Source organism: Anaerofustis stercorihominis (genome assembly GCF_024623185.1).
GTDB lineage: Bacteria > Bacillota > Clostridia > Eubacteriales > Anaerofustaceae > Anaerofustis.
This window is the reverse complement of record NZ_JANJZK010000002.1, coordinates 64,911-82,028: the sequence shown is the minus strand read 5'-3', so window position 1 is coordinate 82,028 and position 17,118 is coordinate 64,911. Positions and strand designations below refer to the sequence as shown.

Annotated in this window: 10 protein-coding genes; 1 reads left to right on the top strand and 9 read right to left on the bottom strand. The window is 33.8% G+C overall.

The window, feature by feature from the left end; all coding sequences use genetic code 11:
• Window positions 1-4: 4 nt before the first annotated feature.
• On the bottom strand, window positions 5-3,454 hold the full coding sequence (locus NSA01_RS02055; RefSeq protein WP_257479860.1) for a leucine-rich repeat domain-containing protein: 3,450 nt from the start codon (window positions 3,452-3,454) through the stop codon (window positions 5-7).
• Between the two features lie 293 nt (window positions 3,455-3,747).
• Between NSA01_RS02055 and NSA01_RS02050 the strand changes: the two genes are divergently transcribed.
• Window positions 3,748-4,512 carry an AraC family transcriptional regulator gene (locus NSA01_RS02050; RefSeq protein WP_257479859.1) on the top strand — a complete coding sequence of 255 codons (765 nt, stop codon included), beginning with the start codon at window positions 3,748-3,750 and terminating at the stop codon, window positions 4,510-4,512.
• Window positions 4,513-4,682: 170 nt separating this feature from the next.
• On the opposite strand, the gene ppdK is transcribed toward NSA01_RS02050, so the two are convergent.
• From ppdK to NSA01_RS02010, 8 genes are all read right to left on the bottom strand, one after another.
• Window positions 4,683-7,322, bottom strand: a complete 2,640-nt coding sequence (gene ppdK / locus NSA01_RS02045) for a pyruvate, phosphate dikinase (RefSeq protein WP_257479858.1) — start codon at window positions 7,320-7,322, stop codon at window positions 4,683-4,685.
• Window positions 7,323-7,412: 90 nt separating this feature from the next.
• Window positions 7,413-7,928: a hypothetical protein gene (locus tag NSA01_RS02040; RefSeq protein WP_257479857.1), complete on the bottom strand. Its 516-nt coding sequence runs from the start codon at window positions 7,926-7,928 to the stop codon at window positions 7,413-7,415.
• A 189-nt stretch (window positions 7,929-8,117) separates the two neighbouring features.
• Window positions 8,118-9,506, bottom strand: a complete 1,389-nt coding sequence (locus tag NSA01_RS02035) for a glycine--tRNA ligase (protein ID WP_257479856.1) — start codon at window positions 9,504-9,506, stop codon at window positions 8,118-8,120.
• Window positions 9,507-9,534: 28 nt separating this feature from the next.
• Window positions 9,535-10,296 (bottom strand): DNA repair protein RecO, encoded by a 762-nt coding sequence (recO, locus tag NSA01_RS02030; RefSeq protein WP_257479855.1) that lies wholly within the window; start codon window positions 10,294-10,296, stop codon window positions 9,535-9,537.
• Between the two features lie 18 nt (window positions 10,297-10,314).
• The gene (locus NSA01_RS02025) at window positions 10,315-11,754 is read right to left on the bottom strand and encodes a TrkH family potassium uptake protein (protein ID WP_257479854.1); all 1,440 of its coding nucleotides are present in this window, start codon (window positions 11,752-11,754) and stop codon (window positions 10,315-10,317) included.
• Window positions 11,755-11,769: 15 nt separating this feature from the next.
• Entirely contained in the window at window positions 11,770-13,125 is a 1,356-nt protein-coding gene (gene trkA, locus NSA01_RS02020) for a Trk system potassium transporter TrkA (RefSeq protein ID WP_257479853.1), read from the bottom strand.
• Window positions 13,126-13,189: 64 nt separating this feature from the next.
• Window positions 13,190-15,580 (bottom strand): endonuclease MutS2, encoded by a 2,391-nt coding sequence (locus NSA01_RS02015; RefSeq protein ID WP_257479852.1) that lies wholly within the window; start codon window positions 15,578-15,580, stop codon window positions 13,190-13,192.
• Window position 15,581: 1 nt separating this feature from the next.
• Window positions 15,582-17,099, bottom strand: a complete 1,518-nt coding sequence (locus tag NSA01_RS02010; protein ID WP_257479851.1) for a D-alanyl-D-alanine carboxypeptidase family protein — start codon at window positions 17,097-17,099, stop codon at window positions 15,582-15,584.
• Between the last annotated feature and the right edge of the window lie 19 nt (window positions 17,100-17,118).

Genomic DNA, 17,118 nt, shown 5'->3' with positions numbered 1-17,118 from the left:
ATTTTTAATCATGCTTTTTTATATATATCAAAACGGCTAATATTATTACAAGAGAAGCAATACCGATTCCGGCATACAAGATAACATTGTTCATATCACTCGTATCAACTATGTTGCTCTTATCCGATGAATTGTTATTAACATTTGATTTTGTATTATCTGTATTTTCGCTGTTGAAAGAAACGGATACACCTTTATTGCTGCTGGGTTTAAACACAGCTTTGATACTATGATTTTTATCTATATCTTTAAACGTATATTTTTCTGCTGCTTTAATTTTTTTACCGTCTATAAGGATATAATCTACTTCATAACACTTATCCGGACTTATATAAAAAGTCTTATTCTCACCTTTTTTGACTTCTATATTTCCCAAAGGAGAAATAGAACCATGTTTCGATGATGAAGCTTTTACCATAAATTTTGATACTGCTTCACTATCCTTATAAGATAGGGCATATACAGAGAATTTATCACTGCTTACTGTTATGGTGTTTTCTATATCATCCTCATCTTTTAAAATATCAACACTATGAGTACCGCCTTCTTCATGAAGCCTTACTATAAAGAATTCTCTAAATGTACCATTACTCGATAATATATCCTTAGGTATATCAAAACTTAGTTTGATCGGATAACTTAAATTTGATATTACAATAGATTTATTATTGCCCCCTGAGGATATTACTTCTTTCTTTACACTTATATCAAAATAGTTTGAAATATCTATATCTTTTACAGTTTTGTTTATTATATTTTCATAACTGTTATTTGAGTTTATATTTTTAATGTCCAAACACAATTTAATTTTTGTATCGGGGTCATCTTTTATTATTTTAATATCATCAGAAGTTAAATTGTCGAGAAGTATAGAGCTATTATTTACATTTATCGATTGATTTTCACCAGTAACTTCCAAGTCTATCTGAGGAACCTTAGATAAAGCTTCACATAAATCCTGCTTGTTTTCATAAGTCACATTTTCTTTTGAACTGTTATCCAAAGTTTCGTAGTTTTCTTTGATATCTAAAATATCATCGATTTCTTCGGCTGTCAAATCTTTATCATCACTTATGACAGGAAGAGTATTTATCATATCTTCGACATCATCGGGAGTAATCTTTTCAAAACTTACTTTTATATCATAAGACTTTTGTATATCCTTTAATGTATATTTATTATCTTTAACATCAGAGGTAATATCTTTATCATCTAATTTCAAACTTCCGACTTTATATCCTTTATCGGGAGTAAATGTCATGGTAAAATCATTTCCCTGAGTAACAGTCGCGTCTCCTGCAGGAGAAACCTTGCCATGTTCACCGGATGAAATATTTAACATAAAATCCTTTTTATCTATGCCTTCTATTTTAGAACTCCCCGTTACGGTTTTATAATTAGATATACCATTAGGATTATTTTCGGGAGTATACGTCCATTTATATTCGTTTGTACCTTCTTTTAAAGTCTGTCCCTCATCCCAGCTTATAACTCCCTTGGTATCGGTATCACCGAGACTTATTTCCGGTAAATCCTTTGTAACAGTCATATCAACTTTATTATTAAAAACCGGATTAACAGTCGGTTCCGCTTGTTTTAAAAGCACCGCAAAGGTATGCGTTTGTGTATTGAAAGGTTTGGCACTGGTTCCATCTACCAAGCAAGTCTGAATAGTAACATCACATGCAATGGCGTATCGTGGTTCTCTAACGTCGGTTATGGAAAATTCATTTTTATCAAATCCTTTAAGATCGGCTGAAGATGTACCGATAGTTGCATATCTCCAAGTATAGTAAAATACCACATCCCCGCTTTTTGCTTCCGATATAGGTTTATATAAAGGATGCGATGCTGTTACTTTCATAGTATGGGCCTTACCGTCATATACCAAATCGATATCATCGCTGAAAGAAAAAGTCGGATCGGCTAAAGGTTCTATTGCATAGAGAGTCGAAGATGTGACTTTGGTACTTACTTTTACCCCTTCCAAAGCAGTAGAAGAAAATGCCCACTTTTTGTTTTCATTTCCTATTACCTTAGGAAGTTCATATGAAGTATCTGTTACGTAACTATCATCATCATTTCTTACAAAGTTTAAAGCATGATTGTACAGTCTTTCTATACTGTTATAATTCCCACCGTTTCCGTCATCAAACTTCAGGGTTACAGGATAACCTAATTTTGGCTTATCCGAGCTATTAAGTATATTATATAAGTTTGTGTAATTGGAAGAACTGCAAACAATAGCAGTTAAATTGCTGCTGCTTGAAAATGTACTAGAAACTATATAATCACTTAAAGCAGAATATGCATTATCTGGTATATATACTGTCGTAAGTTTCGTTGAAGCAAAAGCATTTGCTCCAATAGTTTGCACAGTATCAGGTATTTTTAATACTCCCGTCAAACCGCAATATCTAAAAGCAGAATTATTGATTTTAGTTAGACTGTTCTTTGGGAATGTAACATTAGCAAGTGCATTTTGATACGAAAAAGCAGTCGCATCTATCATGGTTACGCCTTCGGGAATTACAACACTCGTAAATCCGTTATAACTGTTAGACTGTCTGAATGCACTGTTATTTATCGCAGTGACCCCGCTTGGGATTGTAAGATTTCCGGTAAATCCCGAGTTACTGAAAGCATAATTTGAAATAACATTTAAACTATTTGATAAACTCAAACTTCCCTTCATCGATGAACATCCGCTGAATGCATAAGTACCGATAGAAGTAACGGAATTTGGTATCACCAGTGAACCTGAAATACTTTTACAGCCGTCAAAAGCATGGTCGGATATTGTAGTTAAAGTATTTGGAAGTACTATACTTCCTTCCATTATTGAATTATTATAAAATGCCCACTGACCTATACTTTTCAGACTCGCACATTTAGATAAATCAAGATAAGTAAAAGCATAATCAGATTTGGAAGGGATGTTAAAAGCATTATCACCTATTGAAGTGACATCCACACCGTTTATGCTTCCGGGTATTTCAAGTCTTATATTCAGTTTTTGTTCATCACTTAAACCGGCTATATAACTGCTTTTAAGCCCTGTTATTTTTCCGGATGAAAAATTATAATCGCTTTCACTCGGAACTGCATAATCATTTATAGACATCAAAGAATTCTTCTTTGTTTTATTTTCTTCTTTTATAACATTATTATCATCAGCCTTTTGAGACTCTTGGGATATAGCCTCCTCTGCTGATTTATCATTGTTCTCTTCTATTATATCTTTATCATTATTATTAGTTATTTCGTCCTTATTTTTATTTTCATTGATGTCATTTGGTGGTGAAGATATATCACTCTTTTGTTCTGTGGTACTATCATTTGTTTTTATATCATCATTAACTAAGCTTTCCGCAAAAATAGGTGTAACATTTACGCTAACAAAAAATAACGCAGTTAATATCATACCTAAAAGCTTCTTAATATAAGTATTCATTTGTATATCCCCTTAATTCAATCGTATCTCAGTTACATAATTATAACATTTACAGTGAAAATAATCAAATATATAACCCATAATCGATTAGCAATTTATACCATATTATGCATATTCGATAAAAAGGTTGAATAACTTATAAATTACTTATTTTTATTATATTTTATATATAATAATGCTTATTATATTATAATCAAAAGAAAGCTGTTTTTCTAAAATGCAAAAGAATAACAGCAAGATTTATGACATATTTTTATATTTTATATATTAATATAATAAACGAGTTAAATAAAATGATAAATAATATTGAAGTAATAAAACAAGTAATAGGATATATAGAAGAAAATTTAGATAAAGAAAAACTTGATCTTGATAGTATTTCTAAAGCAGTAAACTATTCAAAATATCACCTCCACAGGATTTTTTCCTTTGTATCAGGTTTAACAGTACATGAATATATAATAAGAAGAAGGCTTACAAAAGCTGCAGTATTACTGGTAAATACCGATAGACCAATTATAGACATTGCTTTAAATGCGGGATATGAAACCCAGCGTTCTTTTTCAAAAGCTTTTAAAAATCTCTATGGACAAACTCCCAAGGTCTATAGGAATAATAAAGAACACTTTCCCATTCAGTTAAAATATGATATCGATAATGATAATAAAATACCGGGAGATATTATATTAAAAATAGAAAGAAAATATATTGATAATATTACTCTTATAGGATATGAGGAAAGCACGAAAAAAGGATTTAAAGTAATCGGAAAGTGCTGGAGGAGACTTCACCAAAACAAAGGACAAATAGAAAATAGGATCGATTTTGATTATCTTATAGGAATAAATGATTATACTAATTTTGAAAAAACAGAAAATATGACTGATTTCAAATACTTTGCGGGAGCAGAAGTAAAGGATATAAATAAAATCCCAAAAGGAATGACAGTAAAGAATATCAAAAAAAGCAAGTATATCGAGTTTACACTGAGAGGTAAAAACGAAGACAGCATGGAACCGGTATTTGATTATATATATAAAAAATGGCTTCCAAAATAAACATGCATTTTAAATGAAGAAAATCTATATGACATAATAAAATACAATGAACATCAGGATGAAAAAGGAGAAAATTATATAGAAGTCCTCATCCCCATATTATAGCCCCATAAATACAAACTATTAAATAACACAAAAAAGACGTTTCATAAGAAACGTCTTTTAAAAATCTATTTGTTTTTCTTATCGTTTTTAATTCTTGCCTGAGCAGCAGCAAGTCTTGCGATAGGAACTCTGTATGGGGAACATGATACATAATCAAGTCCTACACTGTCAAAGAATTCGATACTCGCAGGATCCCCTCCTTGTTCACCGCATATACCGCAGTGAAGTTCAGGATTTACGCTCTTACCTTTTTTAACAGCCATATCAACAAGCTGACCGACACCTTCGGTATCTATAGTAGCAAATGGGTCTTTAGGGAAAATACCTTTTTCAAGATATTCTTTTATGTAAACACCCGCATCGTCTCTACTGAAACCATATGTCATTTGTGTTAAATCATTGGTTCCGAAAGAGTAGAACTCAGCTACTTTTGCAAGCTGATCTGAAGTTAGAGCAGCCCTTGGTATCTCAATCATAGTACCTACTTTATAGTCTATTCTGATACCATTTTCTTTAAATAATTCGTTTACGGTTTCTCTTATTTTATCTACTACATATTTAAGTTCCAAATAACTTCCTGCCAAAGGAACCATGATTTCAGGAGTTATATCAAGTCCGTCTTCCTGTTTTGCTTCGATAGCAGCCATGATTATAGCCTTAGTCTGCATAGCAGCTATTTCAGGATATGTAACGGCAAGTCTGCAACCTCTATGCCCTAACATTGGGTTTAATTCATGAAGTTCATTTACTCTCGCTGATAATTCTTCATAAGTCATATCCATATCTCTTGCAAGCTGTTTGATATCGTCGTCTTCCTTAGGAAGGAATTCATGAAGAGGCGGATCTAGAAGTCTTATAACGACAGGTTTTCCGCCCATTGCTTTGAATAAACCTTTAAAGTCGTTTTTCTGCATTGGAAGGATTTTAGATAATGCTTCTTCCCTTTGCATCAATGTCTTAGAACAAATCATCTTTCTGAATGCAAAGATCCTGTCAGCTTCGAAGAACATATGCTCAGTTCTGCAAAGACCGATACCTTCCGCACCGAAATTAGCCGCTACGGTAGCATCTTTTACTGTATCAGCATTTGTTCTCACACCAAGTCTTCTGACTTCATCAGCCCAAGACATGATTTTATTAAAGTCTTCGGATAAAACAGCGTCGACTGTTTTTATTTTACCTTCGTATACATTACCAGTAGAACCGTTTATAGATAAATAATATCCTTCATAGAATAATCTTCCGCCGATTTCAACGTATTTTTCTTCTTCGTTTACATGTGCTGCTTCACAGCCGGCAACACAGCACTTACCCATGCCTCTTGCAACAACGGCTGCATGAGATGTCATACCGCCTGTAGCGGTCAAAATACCGTTAGCGGAATTCATACCTTCGATATCTTCCGGAGATGTTTCTTTTCTTACAAGTAATACTTCTTCTCCTCTTTCTTTTGCTTCAACAGCGTCTTCCGCAGAAAAATAAATCTTACCGCAGCCTGCACCAGGAGAAGCAGGAAGACCGTTAGTAAGAGGGATTGCTTTAGCAAGTTCTTCAGGGTCAAAACCTCTATGTAATAATTGATTTAAAGTAGTAGGGTCTAATCTAAGCAAAGCTTCTTCTTTTGTGATAAGACCTTCTTCTTCCATATCTACCGCAACTTTCAAAGAAGCCTGAGCTGTTCTCTTTCCCGAACGAGTCTGTAGGAAATAAAGCTTTCCTTCTTCGATAGTAAATTCAATATCCTGCATATCAAGATAATGATTTTCAAGTAAGTTACAAGCGTTTACAAATTGTTCGTAAACTTCCGGCATTACATCATTCAAAGTTTCGATATGCTGAGGAGTTCTTATACCCGCAACAACATCTTCACCCTGTGCATTCATAAGGAATTCACCGAATATCTTATTTTCACCGGTAGCAGGATTTCTCGTAAACGCAACCCCCGTACCCGATGTTTGACCCATATTACCGTAAACCATTGATTGAACGTTTACAGCAGTACCGATACGATTTGGTATATCATTTAATTTCCTGTAAGCTATAGCTCTAGGATTGTTCCAAGATTTAAATATAGCTTCAACAGCTGCCATTAATTGTTCCCTTGGATCATCAGGGAATTTATATCCTTTTTGGTCTAAGAATAAATCTTTATATTGTTTTACGATTTGTTTTAAATCAAAAGCGGTAAGCTCGGTGTCGTATTTATACCCCTGCTGTTTCTTTCTGCTTTCCAATATATCTTCGAAAAGATTTCTATTCATACCAAGTGCAACATCACAAAACATTTGTATAAAACGTCTGTAACTGTCATATGCAAATCTTTCGTTGCCTGTCTTCTTAGCCAAAGCTTCAACCGTTACATCATTAAGTCCCAAATTCAGGATCGTATCCAGCATCCCCGGCATGGAAATTTTTGCTCCCGAACGTACAGATACCAATAATGGATTATCAGTCCCGCCAAATTTCTTTCCCGTGATTTGTTCTAGTTCAGCCAGTTTTTGATAAATTTGGTCAACTATTTCCTTATCGATTTCACATCCTGTTTTATAATAATCAATACAAGCCTCCGTAGTGATTGTGATACCTTGTGGTACGGGAAGTCCTATATTGGTCATTTCAGCCAGATTGGCTCCCTTTCCGCCAAGTAAATCTCTTTGGCTTGCGTCGCCTTCTTTGAAGGCATAAACAAATTTTTTAGCACACATTTTTTACCATCCTCCTTATAAAATGTTATATGACATTACACAGTAATTTAAAACTGCAAATAATATATAATAAGCTGCCGAAGCAGCATATTATCGTTTTATATAACTATAATCAACTTGAAATCCGTCATAAGCCGGGATCCTTTTTTCATTATATCTTTTTATTACTTCTCTCGATTCGTGAGCAACAACCCCGTTTTCTTTCTTACGTCTTGCAAAATCTCTTAAGTTATCTATTGCCTGCTTTGTATTAAAGCCCGTCTTGATACATATGACACTGCATATGTATTTGACTTCGTATTTACCGCTTTTTGAAAGCTCTGCTATCGTATCCTTATATTTACCGAAATCCTTAAGCATAAATTCCGTTATATTATTAAGGTCCTGTACATATATCCTGGCATTTATGAAGTCCTTTGTTTCAAAACATTTTGCCCTTTTCATTACCGTTGTTTTAAAAAGCTCTACTATATCTTCACTGTTTTCGATCTGAGCCATTGTAAGAGCTTCGATCGTCTTTTTCTTTTCTACTCTTCTTCTGAGTCTGGCTTGTTTTCTTTCTGCTTTTTCCCTGTTATGCATATCAATTCGTTCTTTTAATGACATACTATACACTCCTTATATATCCTATTTAAACTTTTACATAAATAATATATTCTTATTTTACTATATTTTTTAAACAATTACAACCAAAAAGCCCTTAAAACAATATTACATCTGTCATAAATTTTAACCGATATGACAGATGTAATAAATATTTTTTATTTAATTCATTATTTTTGATTGTTTTTTTGACTAAAATTCAACCTTTTTAGAAATATAATCAGCTAAATCGTCAATTTTTACTCTTTCCTGTTCCATAGTATCTCTGTCTCTTACTGTTACTGCTCCGTCTTCTTTTGTATCAAAGTCGATAGTAACGCAGTACGGAGTTCCTATTTCGTCCTGTCTACGATATCTCTTACCTATATTTCCGGCTTCGTCGTAGTCTACCATGAAATACTTAGCAAGTTTAGAATAAACTTCGGTTGCTTCTTCCGATAATTTTTTAGTAAGAGGAAGCACCGCTACTTTATAAGGTGCAAGATAAGGATGAAGTTTGAATACATTTCTCGTTGTTCCGTCTTCCAAAGTTTCTTCAACATAGTTATCGCAAAGAAGTGTAAAGAACAATCTTCCCGCACCTACACTAGGTTCTATACAATATGGATGGAATTTTTCATTTGTAATAGGATCGACGTACTTCATATCTTTACCGGAAAACTCTTCGTGAGATTTTAGGTCAAAATCTGTTCTGTCCGCAATCCCCCATAATTCTCCCCAGCCGAATGGATAGTTATATTCGATATCCGTCGTAGCATTTGAATAATGAGATAACTGCTCTTTTGCATGGTCTCTGAATTTGATATTTTCTTTGTCTATCCCCAGAGAAACAAGAAAATCAAAACAATACTGTCTCCAGTACTCAAACCATTTCATTTCATCTTTAGGTTCACAGAAAAATTCAAGTTCCATTTGTTCAAATTCTCTTGTCCTAAATATAAAGTTGCCCGGTGTTATTTCGTTTCTGAAAGATTTTCCTACTTGTCCTATACCAAAAGGAAGTTTCTTTCTTGTAGAACGCTGAACGTTTTTAAAGTTTATAAAAATCCCCTGACAAGTTTCCGGTCTTAAATAGATAGTATTTACGCTGTCTTCCGTAACACCCTGGAAAGTCTTGAACATTAAATTGAACTGTCTTATCCCCGTAAAGTCATGCTTACCGCAGTTAGGACACACTATATTGTTCTCTTCGATATATCCTTCCATTTTTTCATTGCTCCATCCGTCCGCATTGGGATCTAAACCTTTCTTTTCAAGGTCATCTTCAATCAACTTATCCGCTCTGAAACGAGCTTTACAATTTTTACAGTCCATTAAAGGATCGTTAAAATTTTTAAGATGTCCGCTTGCTTCCCAAACCTTTGGATTTACAAGGATAGCACTGTCCAAAGCTACGTTGTAAGGACACTCCTGAATAAACTTTTTGAACCATGCGTTTTTTACATTATTTAAAATAAGAGTTCCTATGGGACCGTAATCAAAGCTATTTGCCAAACCTTCATAAATTTCCGACCCCGGAAATATTATCCCTCTCATTTTTGTAATACTTATTATTTCGTTTAAACTAAGCCTCTTTATCATTTTTTCCTCCATATTTTTTAACCACATATTATTTTAATTCTAACATATCTGAAAGAAATTTAAAACTATTTGTTTTTCTATGCAGAGTATATGTTATATAATTATTTAAAATCACAATCATATTATTGCACTCCTCCAAAGTAAATTCATCAAAACTCATATTTTTAATATCATTTACATTTACATAAGTAAGTTTATTTATTAAATTAAGCTGAGATAATGTAATCTTATTCATAGAAAAATGCTTCATTGTACATTTGCCACAAAGTATACTGCCGCTGTCAAAATCAAGGATATAATATTCACCGTTAGTAGCAGAGCATATGCTGCATCCGCTGAAGTCCGGGATTATACCTGAAATACCAAGTAATTTTAACATAAAAGCAAGAGTAATGAAAGACAGCTTCTCCAATTTTTCTTTTTGAAGCAAATCTAAAATATAAACTATTAAATTAAATGTAATGGGTTCTTCCATTTTATCTTCATAAAAGATATCCACAAGTTCCGAAATATAACTTGCAAAAGAAAGCCTTTCCAAATCGGTCTGAAGACCGGGAAAACTCTTTATATAGTCCGCACTTTTAAGAGTATAAAAATTCTTTCCGGGATACAAACAAAAATAACTATATGAAAAAGTTGAAGTCTGAGCAATGACTTTACTCTTCTTTGAAGCAGCATTCTTAGCCATTACGCTTATCTTTCCTCTTTCCTTGGTAAAGACAGTAAGTATCCTGTCATTTTCGGAAAACTTTATATTTTTAAGTACTATACCATGAAATTCTCTTAACATATTTTCCTCTATCCAAGACTATTTTTTCCAACTTCCGGGTGCAAATAACAATAGTATAGGAAATAATTCAAGTCTTCCCGCAATCATATCAAAAGATAAAACTAATTTTGAAAAATCAGACAAAAAACTATATGATGTTGCGGGACCAACAAGATTAAGCCCCGGACCTATGTTGTTCATTGTTGCGGCAACCGCACTGAAATTAGTAGAAAAGTCATAATTATTTAAAGATATAAGAAGGAGCGAACCTATAAATATTATCATGTATACAAATAAATAAGCACATACATTATGAAAAGTCTTCTTTTCTATTTTTTTGCCGTCCATCTTCATTACTTTTACTCTTCTGGGATGTATGAGCATGGAAAGTTCGTTGACGGCATCTTTACATACTATTATAAATCTGCTTACCTTTATACCTCCGCCGGTACTGCCTGCGCATGCTCCTATAAACATGAGAATAATAAGTATTGTCTTCGAAAGTTCCGGCCATAAATTAAAATCTACACTGGAAAAGCCAGTCGTTGTCATTATGCTTGCGACTTGGAAAAGAGCATGATGAAAAGCCATTCCCATTGATTTAAACTGAGAGGAGATATTAATTGCTATTATAATCGTAGCCGAAATAAGGATGATGAGATAATATCTCACCTCTTCGTTTTTAAGTACATCCTTTATTTTTTTACCTAAAATAAGAAAATAAACATTGAAGTTAACTCCGAACAGAATCATGAATATGGATATGACCAGCTGACAATATGTATTATAAGCAGACATTCCCGCATTGCTCATGGAAAATCCACCTGTACCCGCAGTAGCCATGGAATTAAGCACCGCATCAAAAAGAGGCATACCCCCTAAAAGAAGAAATATAATTTCAAGCACAGTCATTGAAAAATAAATCCCATATAAAATCATCGGTGTACTTCTAAGCTTTGGCATAAGTTTTCCGACCATAGGTCCGGGAGATTCGGCTCTCATAAGGTGCATATTCTGCCCCCCGCCGATCAAAGGAATAACCGCAATGATAAATACAAGTACCCCCATACCTCCAAGCCAGTGCATAAAGGATCTCCAAAACAGTATACATTTACTTAGCGCATCTACATTATCCACTACACTCGCACCTGTAGTTGTAAAGCCAGAGGCACTTTCAAAAAGTGCATTAAAAAATCCCGGTATTTCACCGCTTATAATAAAAGGAAGAGCTCCCATCACCGCAATAATGATCCAGCTTAATGCAACGATAGAAAACCCTTCTTTTGCATATATGGTTTGATTTTTAGGTTTTCTTATAATACAAAGTATACCAATCAATGTACTTATTACGGATGTAAGAAGAAATGCGGTCCATGTATTTTCTTTGTATATTACAGCTACTAAAATAGGTAATAATAAAACAAGTCCTAGGAGTATGAATACCCAGCCGGTTATATGCTTGATCATACCTTTGTTCATAAATTACTTCTCCAATTATTTTAATATATCAGTTAAATCTCTTAATTTCTTATGTGTTGTAACAACTATTACACTATCTCCGATTTCTATCGTATCATTTCCGGACGGTACGATAATTTTACCGTTTCTGTTGATACTTGCAATCAATAAATTTTCCTTTAAGGTAAGCTCTCCAAGTTCCTTCCCTGTTACTTTGGAATCTTCACGCACTACAAATTCAAGAGCTTCGGCTTTTCCTCCAACTATCTTATATAAAGATTCAACATTACTTCCGAGGGAATTTTGGATCGCTCTTACATATTGTATTATATATTCACTTGTCAGATACTTGGGTCTTATTACACTTCCGATTTCCATTTTATCTATTATATTATCAAATGTAAGTTTATTTACTTTTGTCAGGATCTTTGCATTGGATACGCTTGCGGCATATAAAGAAAGTATTATATTCTCTTCATCAAGTCCCGTGAGAGAGGCAAATGCATCAACTGTTGCAAGACCTTCTTCAAGCAGGAACTCCTTATCAAGACCGTCTCCGCACAATATAGTCGCACTTGGAAGGATATCACTGATTTCCTCACACTTAGCGGGGTCAACTTCGATAATTTTAACGGATATATTGCTGGCTATAAGCTGTTTGGCAAGATAAACCGCTATACGTCCGCCCCCGACTAATATTGCAGTTCTGCCCATTTCCATGGGAACATCAAAACTTTTGAACATTCTCATTGCATCTTTTGGCTTAGCTAGAATATATATTTTATCCAAACTGTTTAAAACGAAATCTCCGGAAGGAATGAATACTTCATCTTCTCTTTCTACCGCACAAATTTGATAATCACTTTTACCTATTCCGCAAATATTTTTTACAGCCTTACCGTTAAGCTTTGAAAAAGACGGAAGTCTCAATTTATAAAGCTCGGCTCCGCCTTTGGCAAATCTGTTTATTTCTATGGCCGCGGGATACCTTATAAGCCTTGACATTTCACTTGCAGCCGTAAGTTCCGGGTTTATGGAAAGTGATAAACCAAGATCATCTTTTATCAGATGTATGTCTTCGGAGTACTCCGGATTTCTTACTCTTGCGATTGCATTTTTAACTCCTGATTTCTTCGCTATCAAACAGCAGTATAGATTAACTTCATCACGATTGGTCACTGCTATAAGTAAATCTGCACTGTCTACCCCTGCTTCAATAAGTACAGAACTTGTGGCACCGTTTCCTTCGATAGTCATAATATCAAGTTTATTACTTAAAATCTCAAGCTTATCCGCTTTTGTATCTACTACGACAATTGAATGTCCTTCTTCATTTAAATGCTCGGCAATAGTACTTCCTACTTTACCGCAGCCAACTATTATAATATCCATTATCACCTTACCTGAAAAATATTTGATTTAATTTATTATATCATTACTTCGACAATTTTCAACATTATTTAAGAGTAACTATAGTAGCTCCGTCACCGCCTTCGTTTAAAGCGCCGAACCTAAATTTTTTTACATATGAATGATGTTTTAACAAGTCCTGAACGGCATTTTTAAGCACCCCCGTGCCTTTGCCGTGGATTATCGTTACCATTTTCAAGTTTGCAAGATAAGCGTCATCCAGATACTTTTCCACTTTAAGTATCGCATCATCGGAGTACATTCCCCTTATATCAATAGAAGTATCTATTGTCTTAGCCTTTGTGTTTGAGAATTTGACCGCAGTCTTTTTTATATGTTCCTTTTCCTTGTTTGAGTGTTCTATCTTAGAAATTGGGATTTTAGTCTTTATTATACCCGCCTGGATAAATACGTTATTTTTATTATCAAAACCCAAAATGCTTGCATATTGATCCAAACTCTTTATATAAACTTCTTCCCCAATTTTAAAGTCTTCTTTCCTATTTTTCTTGTTCCCCTCTTTTTTAAGCTCGTGAGAAGGTATATAAGAATTTAAAAGCGCCTCTTTTTCTTTTATCTGCTTCTTTATATTTTCCGCTTCTTCTTTGAATTTAGAATTATTGGCATTGACATTCTTTGGGATACTTATTTTATTTAACCTGTTGATAAGCTCTTTAGAGTCTCTTTTTGCCTCTGCTATAATATCCTTTGCTTTCAAAGAAGCTTCCATCATGATTTTGGATTTATTTTCTTCTATATAAGCCTTTTCACTTTCAAGCTTTTCATTGAGCTTTTTGTTTTCTTTAAGTAATCGGTCGATTTGAGTTTTTTCTTCCTCTACTTTTACCGCTTTTTCATTAAGCTCTTTTATCAAGTCTTCGACTTCTCTGTTCTCTTCGGTCAAATATCTCTTCGCATCTTTTATGATACTATCTTTAAGACCCAATTTTTTAGATATCTCAAAAGCATTGGATTTTCCGGGAATACCGAGTATCAATCTATATGTCGGAGACAAAGTCTCAACGTCAAACTCAACACTTGCATTCATTACATCTTTTTTTACTATCGCATATTCTTTTATCTCACTGTAATGTGTCGTAGAAAAGATCCTGGCACCTATATTTTTAAGACTATCAATAATAGCTATTGCAATACTTGACCCCTCCGTCGGGTCTGTGCCGACACACAGCTCATCAAGTAATACCAAAGTTTTATCATTTGCATTATTTACTATATCTACGATATTGGTCATATGCCCTGAAAAAGTACTTAAACTTTGCGCAATGCTTTGATTATCCCCTATATCGGCAAATATCTTTTCATATATAGGAAGCCTGCTTCCGTCATTTGCGGGGATAAAAAGTCCGGACTGGAATAACAGTGAACATAGCCCAACTGTCTTTAACGTAACGGTCTTACCTCCGGTATTCGGTCCCGTAATTATTAAAGCCCTAAATTCTTTATCCAAAATAATATTTGAAGGAACGGCTTTATCCATTTCTATCAAAGGATGTCTTGCTGATTTTAAAACAATTTCTTCATCAGAACTTATTTCCGGCTTATGATAATCATTTTTGATAGAAAATCTTGATTTTGCATTTAAAACATCAAAGTAAAGAAGAATGTTTTCATTTACATTTAAATTACTCGCATTCTCTTTTATTTTATTTGAAAGTATCCTTAAAATAACTTCTATTTCTTTTTGTTCTTCTACTTCGAGTTCCTTTAATTTATTGTTTAAATTAACAATAGCTTCAGGCTCTATAAACAGCGTAGCTCCGCTTTGAGAAGTATCGTGGACTATACCTTTTACTTCACCCCTGTACTCGCTCTTAACGGGAACAACGTATCTGGAATACCTTATTGTTACTATATTTTCGCTTAAATATTTCTGATAAGTCTTAGAATTTATTATACTGTTCAGCTTTTCTCTTATTTTATTGTTTGTATTCTTTATGTTTCTTCTGATATCGTATAAAGTACTGCTGGCTTTGTCACTTATTGTTTCAGTGTCGATTATCACTCTGTCGATTTCCTTTTGTAGAAATGATAAATCTTCTATATTATCAGCATAATCTATCAAGATATCAAAATTATCCTCTTCGCTGATATTTGATAATATATGCTTTTTAACCATCACAGCACACTTTATACTCTTTGCAATATTGATAAAATCTTCGTTTATAAGCATCCCGTCTTTGGTTGCTCTCGACACTATATCCTTATTTATTTTATATCCGTAAATAGGGATATCAGCATAAGAAATGGAAAACCTGATAAGTTCATCAAGTTCATTTAACTTATCTTTTATCAAATAAACATTATCGGTAGGTCTTAAATCCATTATTTCTTCTTTTGCTTCATCAGAGAAAGCATATTCGCTTATCTTGGAAATAATCTTATCAAATTCCAAAGCTTTTAAAGTTTTATCGTTCATTTTATTTTTTTCTGGTTCTCTTTCTTGTCCTCATATATTTTGTATTTTTATTCATTGGTCTTGATTTGTTGTTCTTCTTTTTTACAACCTTTATTTTTTGTCCTTTGTCATTGGTGGAAGGTCTCCTTTTCGGTACCCTCGACCCGTAAGTCTTTATTTCATTTTTAAGCCTTGCTCTTTTTAAATTTTTTCTATGCTGTATCCTTTTCTTAGTTCTATATCTTGATGATAGTACAAGTGCCATGATTATCAAACATAACAGTGAAATCATTATAAGTGCATTTGTAATTATGATATCTCTCGTAGAACGCATATCAACATCATTCTTTGAAAAAGCGTCTACGCTTTTAAAGAATTTTCCATTTAGATATACATTGATTTTGCCTATTTTATCATCTTCGCTTATAGAGTTTACCAATTCATAATCTTCGGTATTTGTTTTCTTTAGATAATTTGAGCTTGGTTCGAATGAAATCGTAAAATTATCCTCGGTATATTTCTTATCAGCATATACTTCAATATCTTTATTTACTTTTACCTTGAATGCACCTTGCTCTCCAAGTGCAAGGTTTCTTACGGTGTACTTATATAAAGTATCCCCCTCATCTTCGATAGTAAGCTTGGCTGTCTCCTCATTTCCGTATTTAAGCAGATCCCTTGCGAGACCGAACTGCTGAGCAGTCGTGGGAGAATGAAGTACAACGGCATAATATCTTATACCCTGATCATTTTCACTTGAGCCTACGACACATTTTCCGGCTTCCCCGGTATATCCCGTCTTATCCCCTTTGGCGGGTTTATAGAAGTATTTGCTTCCTCTTAATATAAGAGCATTGTGTCCGGACCATCTGTGAGTTGTTTTATTTGTTGTCGTTTCATAATATGTAGAATCAACCACTCTGTTATAATAGCTGAAATCATCGGCATAAGCGGCTAAAAGTGCCATATCGTGAGGAGTTGAATAATGATTTTTATCATGAAATCCATGAGGATTGTTGAAATGAGTTTTGCTCATCCCGATTTCCTTGGCTTTTTTATTCATTTCCTTCACAAATACGTTATATGCCCTGTCTTTACTTATGTTCTTATCTTTGTTTATTACTTTCCCTACATTACAGGCTAAAACTATTGCAGCATCGTTGCCCGAGGGAAGCATCAATCCATACAGTAAGTCTTTATAAGAAAGAGTTTCGTTTTTATAAAGACTTGCCGTTGAACTTCCTGCGGGAAGCCTGTTAAGTTCACTTCCCGTAGTTACTTTTTTATTTAAATCTTTTATATATTCCAGTGTCAATGCGGCGGTCATGATTTTTGTCGTACTGGCAGGATACATCTTCTTATTTCCGTTGTGACTGTAAAGTTCACTTTTTGTGGAGTCCTCGTAAAGATATAATCCAATAGACGAGTCTTTACTTACTTTCGGAGCAGCCGCATATATATTTGAAGTAATATTTAATAATAATACAACGACTATTAAAAAGCTTGATAATGTTCTTTTTAATATGTTTTTATTCCTCATATTCTTCCTTTCTATAATC